Source organism: Xanthomonas sp. 3498, from assembly GCF_014199795.1.
GTDB classification, from domain to species: Bacteria; Pseudomonadota; Gammaproteobacteria; order Xanthomonadales; family Xanthomonadaceae; genus Xanthomonas_A; species Xanthomonas_A rydalmerensis.
Genome location: NZ_JACHOH010000003.1, coordinates 140,069 through 157,739 on the forward strand (window position 1 = coordinate 140,069; position 17,671 = coordinate 157,739).

Below are 17,671 nucleotides of genomic sequence, written 5' to 3' on the forward strand. Positions count from 1 at the left end.
TCAGCCGCGACGAGCGAAGCGGCAACTTCTCCGGCCTCCGAGACGCTCGGGGCCGCACTCGCTGCCACCGGCTCAGCCGGCCGGCGCCTCAACCAGCCGCTGTCTCCGGCACCCGCACCCAGCCTTCCATCAGCACGCGCGCGCTGCGGCTCATCAAGGCCTTGGTGACGGTCCACTGGCCGTCCGCCTGGCGCGCTTCGGCGCCGACCCGCAAGGTGCCCGAGGGGTGGCCGAAGCGCACCGCCGTGCGTTCGCCGCCGCCGGCGGCGCGGTTGACCAGGGTGCCGGGGATCGCCGCGGCGGTGCCGATCGCCACCGCCGCGGTGCCCATCATCGCGTGGTGCAGCTTGCCCATCGACATCGCCCGCACCAGCAGGTCGATGTCCGCGGCCGCCACCGGCTTGCCGCTGGAGGCGACGTAGTCGGCCGGCGGCGCGACGAAGGCCACCTTGGGCGTGTGCTGGCGGGTTACCGCGTCGTCCAGCGTGGCGATCAGGCCCATGCGCAGCGCGCCGTACGCGCGGATGGTTTCGAAGCGCTGCAGCGCCTGCGCATCGCCGTTGATCGCGTCCTGCAGCTCGGTACCGCGGTAACCCAGCGCCTGCGCCTCGAGGAAGATGGTGGGGATGCCGGCATTGATCAGGGTCGCCTGGAAGCTGCCGACGCCCGGCACCTCCAGCGTGTCGACCAGGTTGCCGGTGGGGAACATGGCGCCGCCGGCGCCGTCCTCGTCGGCCGCCGGGTCGAGGAATTCCAGCGCGATCTCCGCCGCCGGGAAGGTCACCCCGTCCAGCTCGAAGTCGCCGGTCTCCTGCACCGCGCCGTCGGTCATCGGCACCTGCGCGACGATGGTCTTGCCGATGTTGGCCTGCCAGATCCGCACCGTGGCGACGCCGTCGCGCGGAATCCGCGCCGGCTCCACCAGCCCGGCGGCGATCGCGAACGGCCCAACGGCGGCCGACAGATTGCCGCAGTTGCCGCTCCAGTCCACGAATGCGCGCTCGATCGCGACCTGGCCGAACAGGTAGTCCACGTCGTGGCCGGGACGCGTGCTCGGCGCCACGATCACGGTCTTGCTGGTGCTGGAAGTGGCCCCGCCCATACCGTCGATCTGCTTGGCGTAGGGATCGGGACTGCCGATCACCCGCTGCAGCAGCGCATCGCGCGCCGGGCCCGGCGTCTGCGCCGCCGCGGGCAGGTCCTGCAGGCGGAAGAACACGCCCTTGGAGGTGCCGCCGCGCATGTAGGTGGCGGGGATGCGGAGTTGCGGAGCGTGGGCCATGGCGGTTCCGGGTGTGCGGACGAAAGAATGGGACGGATCAGGGCGAATCGGGAATCTCGGGCTCGACCAGCTGCGTCAGCAGGCTCAGCGACTCCTGCCAGCCGAGATGGCAGAACTCCACCGGGATCTGCGGCGGGATGCCCTCCTGCAGTATCTCCAGCGCGGTGCCGCAGGCCACCGGCCGCAGCCGCACGGTCACGATCATCTCGCCGGGCAGGTCCGGGTTGTCGAAGCGGTCGGTATGGCGGATCAATTGGCCGGGCACCAATTCCAGGTAGGTGCCGCCGAAGGCGCTGCTGGTGCCGGTACCGAGGTTGGTGAAACTCATCCGGTAGCTGCCGCCCACGCGCGCGTCCAGCGCATGCACGGTGGCGACGAAGCCGTGCGGCGGCAGCCATTTGACCAGCGCCGCCGGTTCCAGGAAGGCGCGGTAGATGCGCTCGGCCGGCGCGCGCAACACGCGATGCAAGTGGACGGTACCGGTGGTGGCAGCGGACGTGCTCATGGCGGTCTCCTTGGCGGTGGCGGGCGCAGCCAGCATGGCACGCGCCCCATGACAGCGGCAGTCGGCTCAGGCGCTGCGGGCGTCCTCCAGGAAGTCCTGGGCGAAGCGCTGCAGCACGCCGCCGGCCTCGTAGATGGACACCTCCTCGTTGCTGTCCAGGCGGCACAGCACCGGCACGTCCGCGACGTCGCCGTTGCGGCGCACGATGCGCAGCGTCAGCGTGGCGCCCGGGGTGCGCGTGCCGACCACGTCGAAGGTCTCGCTGCCGTCGATGCCCAGGGTCGTGCGCGTGGTGCCGGGCAGGAACTGCAGCGGCAGCACGCCCATGCCGATCAGGTTGGTGCGGTGGATGCGCTCGAAGCCCTCGGCGACGATGGCCTCGACCCCGGCCAGGCGCACGCCCTTGGCCGCCCAGTCGCGCGAGGACCCCTGGCCGTAGTCGGCGCCGGCGATCACGATCAGCGGCTGCTTGCGCGCCATGTAGGTCTCGATCGCCTCCCACATGCGCAGCACCTGCCCGTCCGGCTCCAGCCGTGTCAGCGAGCCTTGCTGCACCTTGCCGTCGACCACCGCCATTTCGTTGATGAGCTTCGGGTTGGCGAAGGTGGCGCGCTGCGCGGTGAGGTGGTCGCCGCGATGGGTGGCGTAGGAATTGAAGTCCTCCTCCGGCACGCCCATGTGCGCCAGGTATTCGCCGGCGGCGCTGTCGGCCAGGATCGCGTTGGACGGCGACAGGTGATCGGTGGTGATGTTGTCGCCGAGCACCGCCAGCGCGCGCATGCCGCGCAGCGTGCGTTCGCCTGCCAACGCGCCTTCCCAGTACGGCGGGCGGCGGATGTAGGTGCTGCGCGGGCGCCAGTCGTACAGCGGCGCCACCGGCGCGCCCTGCTCCACGCGCACGTTGAACATCGGCGCATAGACGCGGCGGAACTGCTCCGGCTTCACCGCCGCCCGCACCGCCGCATCGATCTCGGCGTCGCTGGGCCAGATGTCCTTCAGCCGCACCTCGCGCCCGTCGGCATCGGTGCCCAGCACGTCCTTCTCGATATCGAAGCGCACCGTGCCGGCGATGGCGTAGGCGATCACCAGCGGCGGCGAGGCCAGGAACGCCTGCTTGGCGTAGGGATGGATGCGGCCGTCGAAGTTGCGGTTGCCCGACAGCACCGCGGTGGCGTACAGGTCGCGCTCCACGATCTCCTGCTGGATGCGCGGATCCAGCGCGCCGCTCATGCCGTTGCAGGTGGTGCAGGCGAAGGCGACGATGCCGAAACCCAGCGCCTCCAGGTCCGGCAGCAGGCCGGCCTCTTCCAGGTACAGCTGCACCGCCTTGGATCCGGGCGCCAGCGAAGTCTTCACCCACGGCTTGCGACCCAGGCCGCGTGCGCGCGCATTGCGCGCCAGCAGGCCGGCGGCGATGACGTTGCGCGGGTTGGAGGTGTTGGTGCAACTGGTGATGGCGGCGATGATCACCGCACCGTCGGGCATGCGCCCCTGTGCCTGCTCGGCCTGGCCGGCGGCGAGCTTGGCGGCATCGGCGATGCCGCGCGCGGCCAGCTCGGTGGTCGCCACGCGCTTGTGCGGGTTGCTGGGGCCGGCCATGTTGCGCACCACCTGCGACAGGTCGAAGCGCAGCACGCGCTCGTACTGCGCGGTGGCCAGCGCATCGGCCCACAGCCCGGTGGTGCGCGCGTACTGCTCCACCAGCGCCACCTGCGCTTCCTCGCGCCCGGTCAGGCGCAGATAGTCCAGGGTCTGCTGGTCGATGTAGAACATCGCCGCGGTGGCGCCGTATTCCGGGCACATGTTGGAGATGGTGGCGCGGTCGCCGATGGTCAGCGCCGCGGCGCCTTCGCCGAAGAATTCCAGATACGCGCCGACCACGCGCTCCTGGCGCAGGAACTCGGTCAGCGCCAGCACCACGTCGGTGGCGGTGATGCCCGGTTGCGGCCGGCCGCTCAGTTCGACGCCGACGATGTCCGGCAGGCGCATCCACGAGGCGCGGCCGAGCATCACGCTCTCCGCTTCCAGCCCACCCACGCCGATCGCGATCACGCCCAGCGCGTCCACGTGCGGGGTGTGGCTGTCGGTGCCCACGCAGGTATCAGGGAAGGCGACGCCGTCGTGCACGTAGATCACCGGCGACATCTTCTCCAGATTGATCTGGTGCATGATGCCGTTGCCCGGCGGGATCACGTCCACGTTGCGGAACGCGCGCTTGCTCCAGTCGATGAAGTGGAAGCGGTCCTCGTTGCGGCGATCCTCGATCGCGCGGTTCTTGGCGAAGGCCTGCGGATCGTCGCCGCCGCACTCCACCGCCAGCGAGTGGTCGACGATCAGTTGCACCGGCACCACCGGATTGACCTTGGCCGGGTCGCCGCCCTGCTCGGCGATGGCATCGCGCAGCCCGGCCAGGTCCACCAGCGCGGTCTGGCCGAGGATGTCGTGGCACACCACCCGCGCCGGAAACCACGGGAAATCCAGGTCGCGACGGCGCTCGATCAGCTGCAGCAACGCATCGTGCAGCAGGTCCGGATCGCAGCGACGCACCAGGTTCTCGGCGAACACGCGCGAGACGTAAGGCAGGCCGGCATAGGCGCCCGGACTGATCGCATCGACTGCGGCCTGCGCGTCGAAGTAGTCCAGCGAGGTACCCGGAAGGGATTTACGGTAGTGGCTGTTCATGGCTGGCTACAGTAGAAAAAAAGCGAAGACAGGACTCCTTCTCCCACCGGGAGAAGGTGCCCCGAAGGGGCGGATGAGGGTACGGGCGAAGCCTGGTGCAATCCGATTTCTCATGAGGGGTGGATGAGGGTACCGGCGCTATGGAGGTGCCTGGAGGAAAGGACTTCCATCGCAGACGTCCCTGGCCGCCGTACCCTCACCCCCGGCCCCTCTCCCGACGGGAGAGGGGAGTGTCACTCGGGGTAGACGATTTTGGGTGGCATCACTTGCGCTGATCGATCGGCACGAACGCCTGATCCTCCGGCCCCACGTAGTTCGCGCTGGGGCGGATGATCTTGCCGTCGATGCGCTGCTCGATGATGTGCGCGCTCCAGCCGGCGGTGCGGGCGATCACGAACAGCGGGGTGAACATCGCCGTCGGCACGCCCATCATGTGGTAGCTGACCGCGCTGAACCAATCCAGGTTCGGGAACATCTTCTTGATGTCCCACATCACCGTCTCCAGGCGCTCGGCGATGTCGTACATCTTGCGGCTGCCCTGCGCCTCGGACAGTTCGCGCGCCACGTCCTTGATGACCTGGTTGCGCGGATCGGACACCGTGTACACCGGGTGGCCGAAGCCGATGATGACTTCCTTGCGCTCGACCCGCGCGCGGATGTCGGCCTCGGCCTCGTCCGGGGTGTCGTAGCGCTTCTGCACCTCAAAGGCGACCTCGTTGGCACCGCCATGCTTGGGCCCGCGCAGCGCACCAATGCCGCCGGCGATGGCGCTGTACATGTCGCTGCCGGTGCCGGCGATGACCCGGCAGGCGAAGGTGGAGGCGTTGAACTCGTGCTCGGCGTACAGGATCAGGCTGGTGTGCATCGCCTGCACCCATTCCTCGTGCGGCTTGAAGCCGTGCAGCAGGCGCAGGAAGTGTCCGCCGATCGAATCGTCGTCGGTCTCCACCTCGATGCGCCGGCCGTTGTGGCTGTAGTGGTACCAGTACAGCAGCATCGAGCCGAGGCTGGCCATCAGCTTGTCGGCGATGTCGCGCGCGCCGGGATGATTGTGGTCGTCCTTCTCCGGCTGCACGCAGCCCAGCACCGACACGCCGGTGCGCATCACGTCCATCGGATGCGCCGACGGCGGCAACTGCTCCAGCGCGGCCTTGACCGCGGCCGGGATGCCGCGCAGCGAGCGCAGCTTGGCCTTGTAGCCGCGCAGCTCGCTGTTGCTGGGCAGCTTGCCGTGCACCAGCAGGTAGGCGATCTCCTCGAACTGGCTGCTGCGCGCCAGGTCCAGGATGTCGTAGCCGCGGTAATGCAGGTCGTTGCCGCTGCGGCCCACCGTGCACAGCGCGGTGTTGCCGGCGGCGGTGCCGGACAGGGCCACCGATTTCTTCGGCTTGAAGCCGGGGGCGGTCTGCGGAGCGGTGCTGTCGTTCATGGCGAATCTCCCGGGTGTTGCGGTCGGATGGGTGCAGTGGATCAGGGCGCCTGCTGTTGAGGCGGCGAGATCCCGGCGCGCTCGAGCAGTTGCTGCAGCATGAGGATCTGGCGGTTCTGCAGTTCCACCAGCGTCGCCCAGTCCTGCTCGCGCAGCTGGTTGAGCTTCTCGTGCACCTGCAGGATTTCCAGCTCGGCCTTGATGTTCACTTCGTAGTCGTTCTGCGCGTGCAGGCGGTCCACCGCCGCCTGGCGGTTCTGGCTCATCATGATCACCGGCGCCTGGATCGCGGCCAGGCACGACAGGCACAGGTTGAGCAGGATGTAGGGATACGGATCGAAGGCGTGCGCCAGCAGCAGGCTGTTGAGCGCGATCCAGCCCAGCAGCACCAGGCCGAAGCCGATGATGAAACTCCAGCTGCCGCCGATCGCGGCGACGCGGTCGGCGATGCGCTCGCCCAGCGAGCGATCGCTGTCGGCCTGCTTGACGATGTCCCGGGCCACATGGCGCTTGGCGATGAAGCGCTCCACCACCTCGCGCTCGGCCTCGGACAGCTTGTCCAGTTCGGTCTGCAGCAGATGCCGCGCGGTCTGGCGGCGATCGATGCGGCTGCGCAGGAACGATGCAGCGCTGGCTTGGGTATTCATGGACGGACTCGGGCAGGAAAATCGCCGCCGATCATGCGCCCTTGCCGGCGAACAGCGCATCCAGGCGCTGCTCGAAGGCGTGGTAGCCGATGCGCTCGTACAGTTCCTCGCGGGTCTGCATGCGCTCGAGCACCGCCTGCTGGTGACCGTCGCGGCGGATCGCGGTGTACACGTCCTCGGCGGCCTTGTTGGCGGCGCGGAACGCCGACAGCGGGAACAACTGGATCGCCACGCCGGCCGAAGCCAGTTCGTCGCGGGTGAACAGCGGGGTCTTGCCGAACTCGGTGATGTTGGCCAGCACCGGCACCTTCACCGCGTCGACGAAACGGCGATAGGTGTCCAGGTCGTAGGCGGCCTCGGCGAAGATGCCGTCGGCGCCCGCCTCCACGCAGGCGATGGCGCGTTCGATCGCCGCGTCCACGCCCTCGGCCTGGATCGCGTCGGTGCGTGCGATCAGGAAGAAGTCCGGATCGGTCTTGGCGTCGGCCGCGGCCTTGACTCGATCGACCATCTCGCCCTGGCTGACGATCTCCTTGCCCGGGCGATGGCCGCAACGCTTGGCGCCGACCTGGTCCTCGATGTGGCAGGCGGCCGCGCCGGCCTTGATCAGCGCCTTGATGGTGCGCTCGATATTGAACGCGCTCGGCCCGAAGCCGGTGTCGATGTCCACCAGCAGCGGCAGCGGGCACACGTCGGTGATGCGGCGCACGTCGATCAGCACGTCGTCCAGGGTGTTGATGCCCAGGTCCGGCAGGCCCAGCGAGCCGGCGGCGACGCCGCCGCCGGACAAGTAGATCGCCTTGTAGCCGGCGCGCTGCGCCAGCAGCGCATGGTTGGCGTTGATCGCGCCGATCACCTGCAACGGCGCTTCGGCGGCCAGGGCGGCGCGGAAACCGGCGCCGGGGGAAACGAGGGACATGGGCGACTCCTGACGAAGAGGCGGCGGCGCCCCACCGGGCGTTCCGCGATGGGCGCCAATCTGGCACTCTCGCAAGCACGGATCAATCTTGATTCAATGAATCAACCTATCGTCCCTTCATGTCCGACGCCACCGACCGCAACCTGATCTCCGCCGCCCAGGCCTGCGCCCTGCTCGGCATCAGCAGCGCCACCCTGTACGCCTACGTCAGCCGTGGCCTGCTCAGTTCGCGCGCCGGCGCCGACCACCGCAGCCGCGCCTACCTGCGCGCCGAAGTGGAGCGGCTGGCGCAGCGCAAGCGCGCCGGCCGCGGCGCCGCACGTGGCGCCGCGCAGAGCCTGGACCGCGGCCTGCCGGTGCTGGAGACGCGGATCTCGCTGATCCGCCCCGACGGCCCCTACTACCGCGGACGCTCGGCGGTGGCCATGGTGCGCGCCGGCGCCAGCCTGGAGGACGTCGCGCGGCTGCTGTGGGACTGCCCCGACGGCGAAGACCCGTTCGCCAGCGCCCCGGTCGCGCCGTGGCCGGCGGTGGTGGCGCCGCTGGCCGGACATGCCGCGCTGCCGCCGCTGGAACGCGCCATGGCCTGCATCCCGCTGCTGGCCCTGGACCTGCGCCAGTCGCTCAACGCCGCCCCCGGCGTGCGCCGCGAAATCGCCGCCACCCTGCTGCGGCAGAACGCCGCGCTGCTGGTCGGCACCGTACCGGACGCGCGCCCACTGCATCGCCTGATCGCCGACCACTGGCGCCCCGGCGACGACGACTTCGCCGAGCTGGTGCGCGCCGCGCTGCTGCTGTGCGCCGACCACGAACTCAACGTCTCCGCCTTCGCCGCCCGCGTGGTCGCCTCCACCGGCGCACCGCTGCACGCCACCGTCAGCGCCGGCCTGGCCGCGCTGTCCGGCCCGCGCCACGGCGGCGCCACCGCCCGCGCCCACGCCCTGCTGCGCGACGCCCAGGACGCGCCCAGCGCCGCCGCCCTGATCACCGAACGCTGGCAGCGCGGCGACGACCTGCCCGGCTTCCACCACGCCCTGTATCCCGACGGCGATCCGCGCGCGGCCGAAGTGCTGCGCCTGCTGCGCGAACGCAGCGGCGGCAGCGCGCGCATGCAGCACGTGGAAGCGGTGATCGCCGCCGCCCAGGACTGCAGCGGCCAGCGTCCGAACATCGACTGCCTGCTGGCCGCGCTCTGCTTCGTCCACGACCTGCCCGCGGCGCACGCCCTGGTGCTGTTCGCCGCCGCCCGCCAGGCCGGCTGGCTGGCCCACGCCCTGGAGCAGCAGGCCCTGGGCAAGCTGATCCGGCCCCGCGCCCGCTACGCCGGGGCGATGCCGGAGGATGGCGCCGCGCGGGGCTGAAAGGACGGCGAGCGCACCTTGCGTGTGCACCAAGATTGGTACACCATGCCGCCATGGAGACCACACTGGACGTGCGCTTCTACCGTGCCGCATCGGGCGTCGAGCCGGTGCGGGTCTGGCTCAAGGAAGACGTGTCCGCCGATGCCAGGCGCGCCATCGGCGACGACATCAAGACGGTGCAGTTGGGATGGCCGCTCGGCATGCCCTTGGTGCGCAAGCTGGACCAGCACCTGTGGGAAGTGCGCAGTGCGATTCCCGAAGGCATCGCGCGGATTTTTTCACCACCGTTGGATCGGACATGGTGTTGCTGCATGGCATCGTCAAGAAATCGGGCAAGACCCCGAGCGCCGATCTCGCCACCGCCAAACGCCGCAGAGACGAGGTGATGCGATGAGCCGCAATGTCCATATCGGATCCAGCTTCGACAGCTTCCTGGCCGAGGAAGGCATCCTCGAAGACACCGCCGCGCTCGCCGCCAAGCGCGTGATCGCCTGGCAGGTCGCCGAAGCGATGAAGTCCGCCAAGCTCACCAAGAGCGCGCTGGCCCGGCGCATGAACACCAGCCGGTCGCAACTGGACCGCGTGCTGGACGCCACCGACACCAGCCTCACCCTGGACACGCTGAGCCGCGCCGCCACGGCGCTGGGCTACCGAATCCAGATCGACCTGGTCGCCGCGCAATCGGGCAGGCCCGTCGGCAAACCGCCAACGGCGAAGACCAAGAACTCGGCCGGCATCGGCAGCTGAGCGCGGTCAACGCCCTTCCAATACCACGGCTGGACGAGCCAGCCTGACCGGCGGATGGCGCCAGCGCATCGGAGCGGGCGTGCCTCCGAACGCGTTCAGCCGCCCCATCTCGCCAAGGCGGCGCCCTCGGTGTACAAATGTACACCATGACCACCCTGTCCCCGCAGCGCGCCGCCATCCTCACCTACGTCCATGCCTGCATCGAGCAGGACGGACGTCCGCCGAGCCTGGCCGAGATCGCCGAACGCTTCGGTTTCGCCTCGCGCAATGCCGCGCGCAAGCACGTGCAGGCACTGGTCGAGGCCGGGCTGCTGGCGCAGGTGCCGCAGCAGGCGCGCAGCCTGCGCCCGGCGCAGGCCGGCAACCGCAGCGAACTGCTGCAGTTGCCGGTGCTGGGCCGGGTCGCCGCCGGTGCGCCGATCGGTGCCGACATCGGCCTGGACCAGCAGTTGCGCCTGGACCGCGCGGTGTTCGCGCTGCGCCCGGACTACCTGCTGCGGGTGCAGGGCGACTCGATGATCGACGACGGCATCCTCGACGGCGACCTGGTCGGGGTGCGTCGCGCCGCCGACGCGCGCAACGGCCAGATCGTGGTGGCGCGGCTGGATGGCGAACTCACCATCAAGCGCTATCGCGCCGATGGCGCCGGCATCGCGCTACTGCCGCGCAATCCCGCCTATGCGCCGATCGTGGTCGGCCGCGGGCAGGACTTCGCCATCGAAGGGCATTACTGCGGCCTGATCCGGCCCGGCTGATGGCCGCCGTCGTCGCCCTCGACCGCCTGCTGGCCGAGCGCCGCGTCTGGCGCGGCCAGCCGACGGCGCTGCCGCCCAGCGCGCAGCCCACCGGGCACGCCGCGCTGGACGCGGTGCTGCCCGCGCGCGGCTGGCCGGAGATGGCGCTGACCGAGTTGCTGCACGCCGCCGACGGCATCGGCGAGCTGCAGCTGCTGTGGCCGACGCTGGCGCGGCTGTCCCAGGGCGGCGGCCGCATCGTGCTGGTCGATCCGCCGTACCTGCCCTACCCCGCCGCCTGGGCGCAGGCCGGCGTGGCGCTGGCGCAGCTGCAGATCGTCCGCGCCGGCGCCGACGCGGCCTGGGCTGCCGAACAATGCCTGCGTTCGGGCAGTTGCGCGGCGGTGCTGTGCTGGCCGGGGCTGGCCGGCGACAAGACCCTGCGCCGGCTGCAGGTGGCTGCCGAGACCGGGCGCACCCTGGGCTTCGCCTACCGGCCGCTGAAGGCGGCCGCCAATCCATCGCCGGCCGCGCTGCGCATCGCCATCGACGCCGCGCCGGCACAACTGCGCGTGCTCAAGTGCCGCGGCGGCCTGCCGCCGGCGCAGCCGATCGCCCTGTCCGCTCTGGCGACCGGGTGAGGCCGCAGGCATGCGCTGGGCTTGCATCCTGTTGCCGCAACTGGCGCTGGACACCGTCCTGCGCCGCTGGCCGTCGCCGGACGAACCGCTGGCCTTGCTCGACGGCCCGCCGCAGCGGCGCACGCTGAAGGCGGTCAACGCCGCCGCGCGCGCCCGCGGCCTGCGCCCCGGGCAATCGCTGGTCACCGCGCAAGCGCTGTGCGACCGCTTCGCCACCGCCCTGCACGATGCCGAAGAAAGCCGCCGCAGCCAGCAGTTCCTGGCCGCCTGGGCGTATCGCTTCAGTTCGCTGGTCAGCACCGACTATCCCGGCGCGCTGCTGCTGGAGATCGAGGCCAGTCTCGGTCTGTTCGGGCCCTGGCCGCGCTTCGAGGCACGGCTGCGCGAAGAGCTGACCGCACTGGGCTTTCGCCACCGCATCGTGGTCGCACCGCATCCATTGGCCGCGCGTGCGCTGGTCAATGCGCACGACGGCATCGCCCTGCTCGACAACGCCGCGCTGCAGCGCGCGCTGGGGCAGCTGCCGATCGCCCGCGCCGGGCTGTCGCCGACCCTGGCCGACGGCTTCGCGCGGATGGGCCTGCGCCGCCTGCAGCAGCTGTTCGCGCTACCGCGCACCGCGCTGGCACGGCGCTATCCGCCGGCCCTGCTGCAGCACCTGGATGCGCTGCGCGGGCAAGCGCCGCTGCCGCTGCAGTACTACCTGCCGCCGGACCGCTTCGATGCGCGCCTGGAACTGGGCTATGCCACCGAATCCAACCAGGCGCTGCTGTTCCCGCTGCGTCGCCTGACCCAGGACCTGGCCGCGTTCCTGGCCGGACGCGACGGCGGCGTGCAGCGCTTCCGCCTGCTGCTTGAACACGAGGACCTGGAGCCCAGCGTGGTGCCGGTGGGATTGCTCGCCGCCGAGCGCGATGCGGCGATGCTGTTCGAACTGGCGCGCGGGCGCCTGCAGCAGGCCAGCGTGCCGGCGCCGGTGCAGGCGCTGCGCCTGTGCGCCGACGAACTGCCGCCGTTCGTGCCGGCCGCGCGCGAACTGTTCGACGAGCGCGCGCAACAGGCGCTGCCGTGGGAGCAACTGCGCGAACGCCTGCGCGCGCGCCTGGGCGACGACGCCGTGCACGGCCTGCGCGCGCACGCCGACCATCGCCCGGAACTGGCCTGGCGCGCCGAGTCCGCCGCCGCCCGCGGCACGGCGGCGCCCGCCACCGCACCGCCACGCCCCGGCTGGCTGCTGCCGCGACCGGTGCCGCTGCGCGAACGCGCGCCCGACCGCCTGGCCGGGCCGGAACGCATCGAGAGCGGCTGGTGGGACGACGGCGACGTACGCCGCGACTACTACATCGTGCGTACCCGCCAGGGCCAGCGCGCCTGGGCCTTCTCCCCGGCCGATGCGCCGGATGTGCTGATGCTGCACGGCTGGTTCGCATGAGCCACACCCCGCCGCACCCCCGCATGCCGCCGCGCCTGCGGCTGCTGCCGACGCCAACGTCTGCGCCGGCCAGCGCACCCGCCGCCAACGTGCCGCGCGCGCCAGCGGACCCCACGCTGCCCGACTACGCCGAACTGCATTGCCTGTCCAACTTCAGCTTCCAGCGTGGCGCCTCGCACCCCTGGGAACTGTGCGAACGCGCGCTGCACCACGGCTACCGCGCCCTGGCGATCACCGACGAATGCAGCCTGGCCGGCATCGTGCGTGCGTGGCAGGCGGCCCGGGACATGGGCCTGCACCTCATCGTCGGCAGCGAGATCCAGTTCGAGCACGGCCCCAAGATGGTGCTGCTGGCCGAGACCCTGCATGGCTACCAGCGGCTGTGCCGGCTGATTACCCTGGCCCGACGCCGCGCCGACAAGGGCACCTATCGTGCGTTGCGCGAGGATCTGACCAGCGCGGACGACGGCGCCGGCCTGCTGTGCCTGTGGCTGCCACGCGGTGACGGCGACGACGCAAAGGACGGCGCCTGGCTGCAGGCGCGCTTCCCGCAGCGGCTGTGGCTGGCCGTGGAACTGCTGCGCGGCCCCGACGATGCCGCGCTGCTGCAGGCGCGACTGGACCTGGCGCAGCGCCTGCGGCTGCCCGCCGTCGCCAGCGGCGACGTGCACATGCATGCGCGCGGCCGTCGCGCGCTGCAGGACACACTGACCGCGATCCGCCAGCGCCTGCCGCTGCACGAAGCCGGCGCCCACCTGTATCCCAATGGCGAACGCCACTTGCGCCCGCGTGCCACGCTGGCGACGCTGTATCCGCCGGCACTGCTGGCCGAAACGGTGCGCATCGCGCGGCGCTGCAGTTTCAATCTCGAGCAACTGCAGTATGAGTACCCGCACGAACTGGTGCCGCCCGGGCACACGCCCACGCAATGGCTGCGCATCCTCACCGAACGCGGCGCGGCCGAGCGCTGGCCGCACGGCGTGCCGGACAAGGCGCGGCGCCTGATCGAACACGAACTCGGCGTGATCGAGCGGCTGAAGTACGAGTCCTACTTCCTCACTGTCTACGACCTGGTGCGCTTCGCGCGCTCGAAGGACATCCTGTGCCAGGGCCGCGGCTCGGCGGCGAACTCGGCGGTGTGTTACGCGCTCGGCATCACCGCAATCGATCCGGACCGCATCGGCATGCTGTTCGAACGCTTCATCTCCGAGGAGCGCAAGGAGCGGCCGGACATCGACATCGATTTCGAGCACGACCGCCGCGAGGAAGTGATCCAGTACATCTTCAACCACTACGGGCGCGAGCGCGCCGCACTGGCGGCGGTGGCGATCAGCTACCACACGCGCAGCGCGGTACGCGACGTGGCACGCGCGCTGGGCCTGCCCAGCGACACCGTCGATGCGCTGTCCTCCGCGCTGGGCCAGCGCGACCCGGTGGAGTCGGCGCAGGAACTGCTGCGCGAGCGCGGCTTCGAACCGGACACGCCGGTGATGCGCCGGCTGCTGGTGCTCGCCGGCCAACTCATCGGCTTCCCGCGGCATCTGTCGCAGCACCCCGGCGGTTTCGTCATCTCCGAGCATGCGCTGCACACCCTGGTGCCGGTGGAGAACGCGACCATGGCCAATCGCACGGTGATCCAGTGGGACAAGGACGACCTGGAACTGGTCGGGCTGATGAAGGTCGACGTGCTCGCGCTGGGCATGCTCAGTGCGCTGCGGCGCACCCTGGACCTGCTGCGCGCGCACCGCGGCCGCGACTACACCCTCGCCACCATTCCTGCCGAAGACCCGCAGACCTACGCGATGATCCAGCGCGCCGATACCATCGGCGTGTTCCAGATCGAATCGCGCGCGCAGATGGCGATGCTGCCGCGGCTGCTGCCGGAACGGTTCTACGACTTGGTCATCCAGGTGGCGATCGTGCGCCCCGGGCCGATCCAGGGCGGCATGGTGCACCCGTATCTGCGCCGGCGCAGTGGCGAGGAGGAGCCCGACGACTTGCCCGAGGAACTGCGCGAGGTGTTCAAGCGCACTCTCGGCGTCCCCTTGTTCCAGGAACAGGTGATGCAACTTGCGGTCAACGCTGCTGGCTACACGCCGGGCCAGGCCGACCAATTGCGCCGCTCGATGGCGGCCTGGAAACGCCACGGCGGGCTGGAACCGCATCGCGACAAGCTGCTGGAAGGCATGCTCGAGAGAGGCTACACCGCCGAATTCGCCGGACGCATCTTCGAGCAGATCAAGGGCTTCGGCAGCTACGGTTTCCCCGAAAGCCACGCCGCCAGCTTCGCCCTGCTCACCTACGCCAGTTGCTGGCTCAAGTGCCACGAACCGGCGGCGTTTACCTGCGCCCTGATCAACAGTTGGCCGATGGGCTTCTACAGCCCCGACCAGTTGCTGCAGGACGCGCGCCGCCACGGCCTGCAGGTGCGGCCGGTGGACGTGCGCTACAGCGACTGGGACTGCAGCCTGGAAGCGTATAGCCCCGATCCCGACGTGCAACCGGCGATCCGCCTGGGCCTGCGCCTGGTCCGCGGCCTGGCCGAGGACGCCGCGCTGCGCCTGCAGCAGGCGCGCGCGCAGGCGCCGTTCCACGACCTGGCCGACCTGTGCCACCGCGCCGCCCTCGACGACAAGGCCCGCGCCGCGCTCGCCGACGCCGGCGCGCTGAAAGCGCTGGCCGGCCATCGCCATCGCGCGCGTTGGGCCGTGGCAGGCGTCGAGGCGCAGCGGCCGCTGTTCGAAGCGCTCGCGGCCACGCCCGAGCAACAGGTCCCGCTGCCGCTGCCCAGCCAGGGCGAGGACATCCGCGCCGACTACGCGACGATCGGCACCACCCTGGGCAAGCACCCGCTGACCCTGCTGCGCGCGCAGCTGCGTGCGCGCCGCTACCGCCATTCCGGTGAACTACGCGACCTGCCGCACGCCAGCGCGGTCGCCATCGCCGGTTTGGTCACCATGCGCCAACGCCCGCAGACCGCCAGCGGCGTCACCTTCGTCACCCTCGAAGACGAGCACGGTCTGGTCAACGTGGTGGTGTGGCGGCGCCTGGCCGAACGCCAGCGCCAGGCCCTGATCGAATCGCGGCTGCTGCTGGTGCGCGGTCGCGTCGAGACCGAAGGCAAGGTCCGTCACCTGATCGCCGCCCATCTCGAAGACCTGACGCCCCTGCTGCTGGGGCTGGACATCCGCAGCCGCGACTTCCACTGACGCAAGCGCAGCGTTGTATGCCTTGCGCAGCGAGCGAGCGGGCAGGCCGCCGTTAGTGCGATGGCACCTCCGCGGCATGGCCGCACGCCTGCATCGCCCGTTGCACCGCCTCCGCTTCGCTGAGGCGTTCACGATAGATGGTGGCGGCCAATTCGCGCCTGGCCTTGCTCGATCCGATCGCACCATGGCTGGCGATCTCCGACAACGGCCCACCCAACTGACGATATCTGGCCACGAGCCTGGCCGTCGCGGCCATGCTGTCGCACTCCACCGGTGCCGCCTGCAGCGGTGCGCACACCATCAGCAAATACGAAAAACCAAGCGCTGCGAGTCCGTTGTTCATCACTGCTCCCAAGCGGAGACGGAGAACCGCCATCCCCATGCGGCCGTGCAGAGCGGAAGCGCTGCAGGACGTCGCCGCACGGCACGGCGGCGCGCGTCCGGCATCGCCACGCGCACCACCGCCAACAACGGCAAACAGGCCACAGCGGCATCCGGCCGCACGTATCGCCATCCACCCATTGCGGACAGCGCCGAGGCAAGATAGCCAGCGCAAACGCCGGCGCCAGGAGGATTGCGACGAAACCCGGCGACGGCGGATCGAACGCCGGATCGGCGGATCCAAGTCAGGCGGCAATGCTGCCGACGGCCGCTCCTCGCGCAGCCACGCAAGGCCAGCGCGCCATGACTTCCGGCGCAAGCCCGCGATCGTCGTTGTCATGCCGTGTCCGGGCCGCCGAGGCCGGCCCCTGTGCCGAAGGCTATCTGCCCAGCGCAGCCAGCAATGTCTGCACGCCTTTCCAGCCCCAATACACGCGATGGCAGGCGATCAATCCCGCGGCGTCCAGGTCCATCACTTCCACCAGATCGACCTGATCGCCCTGCGGCGTTTCGCGCGGGTACTCCCAGACCAATTGCCGCCCCGCGACATGGCAGTGGCCGCTGCGATACCAGCGTCCCAGGCCGTTCTCGGGCTGGGCGAAGGACGCGGCAAAGAACGCCGCGATGGCCTCGCGGCCCTGCAGCCGCCCGTCCTGACGCGTCGCCGACGCCACATAGGCCAACGGCGACTCCAATTGTGCGTCCGGCGCATACAGCGCCATCAACGCCGACAGATCGCGCGCGACCACATGCCGATGCCAGTGTTCGAACACCAGGTGCGCATCGCGCTCGGCGGGGTTCGACGGCGTTTCGTTCGTCTGCATCGGCAGGCTCCGGTTGAAGTGCGCGCAGTCTAGGAATCCGCCGGCGACATCGTTTCGATGCGCATCGAAACGTCGCGGCGCGACCGGCCCTATGATGGCCGCGTCCATCGGGAGCGCGGCGATGCATCTGGAACGACCCAAGCTGGCGGCGACCGCGTTCCTGATCGCGGACCCGGCCCGCGCCGCCATGCTGATGGCCCTGATCGACGGGCGCGCACTGCCGGCCGGCGAACTGGCCTTCGCCGGCGGCGTCACCCCGCAGACCGCGAGCGCACACCTGGCAAAGCTGCTGGAGGGCGGCCTGCTGGCGGTCGAGATCCAGGGCCGCCACCGCTACTACCGCCTGGCCAGCGCGCACGTCGCCGCCGTGCTCGAGACCCTGGCCACCCTCGCGCCGCCGCAGGCGTCGCGCTGCCGCCGCCCGCATCGCGACGCCCAGACGCTACGCCTGGCGCGCTGCTGCTACGACCATCTTGCCGGGCGTCTCGGCGTGGCGGTCGCCGAGGCACTGGAACAGCGTGCCTGGCTGACCACCCACGACGACGCCACCCGCTACGCCGTCTCCAGCGAAGGCGGGGCGTGGTTCGCGCGCATGGGCCTGGATCTGCCGCATCTCGCCCAGGGCCGCCGCGCCATGGCCCGGCGCTGCCTGGACTGGACCGAACGCCGCCATCACCTCGCCGGCTCCCTGGGCGCCGCCCTGCTCGATCAGTTCTGCGCCAGACACTGGCTACGCCGTGCAGACGGTTCCCGCGCGTTGGTGGTCACCGATCTCGGCTGGGCCGGCCTGCTCACCGAACTGGGCATCCGCCGGTTCGAAGACGAGGCCGTGGCGCTGCCCTCCTGACGAAGGGCGATCAGCGCGCGTAGTGGACGGC

Annotated in this window: 16 protein-coding genes; 8 read left to right on the forward strand and 8 right to left on the reverse strand. The window is 70.6% G+C overall.

Translation table 11 applies throughout. The features are described 5' to 3' along the window. Nucleotides 1–88: 88 nt before the first annotated feature. From prpF to prpB, 6 genes are all read right to left on the reverse strand, one after another. Nucleotides 89–1,282 (reverse strand): 2-methylaconitate cis-trans isomerase PrpF, encoded by a 1,194-nt coding sequence (prpF, locus tag GGR66_RS10265; protein WP_184448206.1) that lies wholly within the window; start codon nt 1,280–1,282, stop codon nt 89–91. Nucleotides 1,283–1,319: 37 nt separating this feature from the next. Then, nucleotides 1,320–1,823: an SRPBCC family protein gene (locus tag GGR66_RS10270; RefSeq protein WP_160966283.1), complete on the reverse strand. Its 504-nt coding sequence runs from the start codon at nt 1,821–1,823 to the stop codon at nt 1,320–1,322. 30 nt (nt 1,824–1,853) lie between these two features. Then, entirely contained in the window at nt 1,854–4,469 is a 2,616-nt protein-coding gene (gene acnD, locus GGR66_RS10275; RefSeq protein WP_184448207.1) for a Fe/S-dependent 2-methylisocitrate dehydratase AcnD, read from the reverse strand. A 262-nt stretch (nt 4,470–4,731) separates the two neighbouring features. Continuing rightward, nucleotides 4,732–5,898, reverse strand: coding sequence for a 2-methylcitrate synthase (gene prpC / locus GGR66_RS10280; protein ID WP_160966279.1), 1,167 nt, complete (start codon nt 5,896–5,898; stop codon nt 4,732–4,734). A gap of 41 nt (nt 5,899–5,939) precedes the next feature. Beyond that, on the reverse strand, nt 5,940–6,545 hold the full coding sequence (locus GGR66_RS10285; RefSeq protein WP_184448208.1) for a DUF1003 domain-containing protein: 606 nt from the start codon (nt 6,543–6,545) through the stop codon (nt 5,940–5,942). A gap of 31 nt (nt 6,546–6,576) precedes the next feature. Continuing rightward, on the reverse strand, nt 6,577–7,464 hold the full coding sequence (gene prpB / locus GGR66_RS10290) for a methylisocitrate lyase (protein WP_160963184.1): 888 nt from the start codon (nt 7,462–7,464) through the stop codon (nt 6,577–6,579). Nucleotides 7,465–7,583: 119 nt separating this feature from the next. Here prpB and GGR66_RS10295 point away from each other — a divergent pair, with 119 nt between their 5' ends. The 7 genes from GGR66_RS10295 to GGR66_RS10325 all read left to right on the forward strand — a co-directional run bounded on the left by GGR66_RS10295 (nt 7,584) and on the right by GGR66_RS10325 (nt 15,588). Then, entirely contained in the window at nt 7,584–8,825 is a 1,242-nt protein-coding gene (locus GGR66_RS10295; protein ID WP_184448209.1) for a citrate synthase family protein, read from the forward strand. A gap of 298 nt (nt 8,826–9,123) precedes the next feature. Further along, nucleotides 9,124–9,219, forward strand: a complete 96-nt coding sequence (locus GGR66_RS21185) for a type II toxin-antitoxin system RelE/ParE family toxin (protein ID WP_237474580.1) — start codon at nt 9,124–9,126, stop codon at nt 9,217–9,219. Further along, nucleotides 9,216–9,572 (forward strand): XRE family transcriptional regulator, encoded by a 357-nt coding sequence (locus tag GGR66_RS10305; protein WP_184448210.1) that lies wholly within the window; start codon nt 9,216–9,218, stop codon nt 9,570–9,572. Before GGR66_RS21185 ends, GGR66_RS10305 begins: the two co-directional genes overlap by 4 nt. Nucleotides 9,573–9,718: 146 nt before the next feature. Next, nucleotides 9,719–10,327 (forward strand): transcriptional repressor LexA, encoded by a 609-nt coding sequence (lexA, locus tag GGR66_RS10310; protein WP_184448211.1) that lies wholly within the window; start codon nt 9,719–9,721, stop codon nt 10,325–10,327. After that, nucleotides 10,327–10,947 (forward strand): translesion DNA synthesis-associated protein ImuA, encoded by a 621-nt coding sequence (gene imuA, locus GGR66_RS10315; RefSeq protein WP_184448212.1) that lies wholly within the window; start codon nt 10,327–10,329, stop codon nt 10,945–10,947. The genes lexA and imuA overlap by 1 nt, the downstream gene beginning before the upstream one ends. Before the next feature lie 10 nt (nt 10,948–10,957). Next, nucleotides 10,958–12,379 (forward strand): DNA polymerase Y family protein, encoded by a 1,422-nt coding sequence (locus tag GGR66_RS10320; RefSeq protein WP_184448213.1) that lies wholly within the window; start codon nt 10,958–10,960, stop codon nt 12,377–12,379. Further along, nucleotides 12,376–15,588 carry an error-prone DNA polymerase gene (locus GGR66_RS10325; RefSeq protein WP_255421662.1) on the forward strand — a complete coding sequence of 1,071 codons (3,213 nt, stop codon included), beginning with the start codon at nt 12,376–12,378 and terminating at the stop codon, nt 15,586–15,588. The genes GGR66_RS10320 and GGR66_RS10325 overlap by 4 nt, the downstream gene beginning before the upstream one ends. A 52-nt stretch (nt 15,589–15,640) precedes the next feature. Here GGR66_RS10325 and GGR66_RS10330 read toward each other — a convergent pair whose 3' ends face one another. Both GGR66_RS10330 and GGR66_RS10335 read right to left on the reverse strand, forming a co-directional pair. Beyond that, on the reverse strand, nt 15,641–15,931 hold the full coding sequence (locus GGR66_RS10330) for a hypothetical protein (RefSeq protein ID WP_184448214.1): 291 nt from the start codon (nt 15,929–15,931) through the stop codon (nt 15,641–15,643). 418 nt (nt 15,932–16,349) lie between these two features. Next, on the reverse strand, nt 16,350–16,793 hold the full coding sequence (locus GGR66_RS10335) for a nuclear transport factor 2 family protein (protein WP_184448215.1): 444 nt from the start codon (nt 16,791–16,793) through the stop codon (nt 16,350–16,352). Nucleotides 16,794–16,914: 121 nt separating this feature from the next. On the opposite strand from GGR66_RS10335, the gene GGR66_RS10340 reads away from it, so the two are divergent. Beyond that, entirely contained in the window at nt 16,915–17,640 is a 726-nt protein-coding gene (locus GGR66_RS10340) for a helix-turn-helix transcriptional regulator (protein WP_184448216.1), read from the forward strand. The last annotated feature ends 31 nt before the right edge of the window (nt 17,641–17,671 follow it).

What these genes read in the sequence shown, in the direction of transcription:
- GGR66_RS10295 (WP_184448209.1), top strand. Translation starts at nt 7,584, where the DNA reads ATGTCCGACGCCACCGACCGCAACCTGATCTCCGCCGCCCAGGCCTGC.
- prpC (WP_160966279.1), bottom strand. Translation starts at nt 5,898, where the DNA reads ATGAACGACAGCACCGCTCCGCAGACCGCCCCCGGCTTCAAGCCGAAG.
- GGR66_RS10320 (WP_184448213.1), top strand. Translation starts at nt 10,958, where the DNA reads ATGCGCTGGGCTTGCATCCTGTTGCCGCAACTGGCGCTGGACACCGTC.
- prpF (WP_184448206.1), bottom strand. Translation starts at nt 1,282, where the DNA reads ATGGCCCACGCTCCGCAACTCCGCATCCCCGCCACCTACATGCGCGGC.
- prpB (WP_160963184.1), bottom strand. Translation starts at nt 7,464, where the DNA reads ATGTCCCTCGTTTCCCCCGGCGCCGGTTTCCGCGCCGCCCTGGCCGCC.
- lexA (WP_184448211.1), top strand. Translation starts at nt 9,719, where the DNA reads ATGACCACCCTGTCCCCGCAGCGCGCCGCCATCCTCACCTACGTCCAT.
- GGR66_RS10325 (WP_255421662.1), top strand. Translation starts at nt 12,376, where the DNA reads ATGAGCCACACCCCGCCGCACCCCCGCATGCCGCCGCGCCTGCGGCTG.
- GGR66_RS10305 (WP_184448210.1), top strand. Translation starts at nt 9,216, where the DNA reads ATGAGCCGCAATGTCCATATCGGATCCAGCTTCGACAGCTTCCTGGCC.
- GGR66_RS10340 (WP_184448216.1), top strand. Translation starts at nt 16,915, where the DNA reads ATGCATCTGGAACGACCCAAGCTGGCGGCGACCGCGTTCCTGATCGCG.
- GGR66_RS10330 (WP_184448214.1), bottom strand. Translation starts at nt 15,931, where the DNA reads ATGAACAACGGACTCGCAGCGCTTGGTTTTTCGTATTTGCTGATGGTG.
- GGR66_RS10285 (WP_184448208.1), bottom strand. Translation starts at nt 6,545, where the DNA reads ATGAATACCCAAGCCAGCGCTGCATCGTTCCTGCGCAGCCGCATCGAT.
- imuA (WP_184448212.1), top strand. Translation starts at nt 10,327, where the DNA reads ATGGCCGCCGTCGTCGCCCTCGACCGCCTGCTGGCCGAGCGCCGCGTC.
- GGR66_RS10335 (WP_184448215.1), bottom strand. Translation starts at nt 16,793, where the DNA reads ATGCAGACGAACGAAACGCCGTCGAACCCCGCCGAGCGCGATGCGCAC.
- GGR66_RS10270 (WP_160966283.1), bottom strand. Translation starts at nt 1,823, where the DNA reads ATGCTGGCTGCGCCCGCCACCGCCAAGGAGACCGCCATGAGCACGTCC.
- GGR66_RS21185 (WP_237474580.1), top strand. Translation starts at nt 9,124, where the DNA reads ATGGTGTTGCTGCATGGCATCGTCAAGAAATCGGGCAAGACCCCGAGC.
- acnD (WP_184448207.1), bottom strand. Translation starts at nt 4,469, where the DNA reads ATGAACAGCCACTACCGTAAATCCCTTCCGGGTACCTCGCTGGACTAC.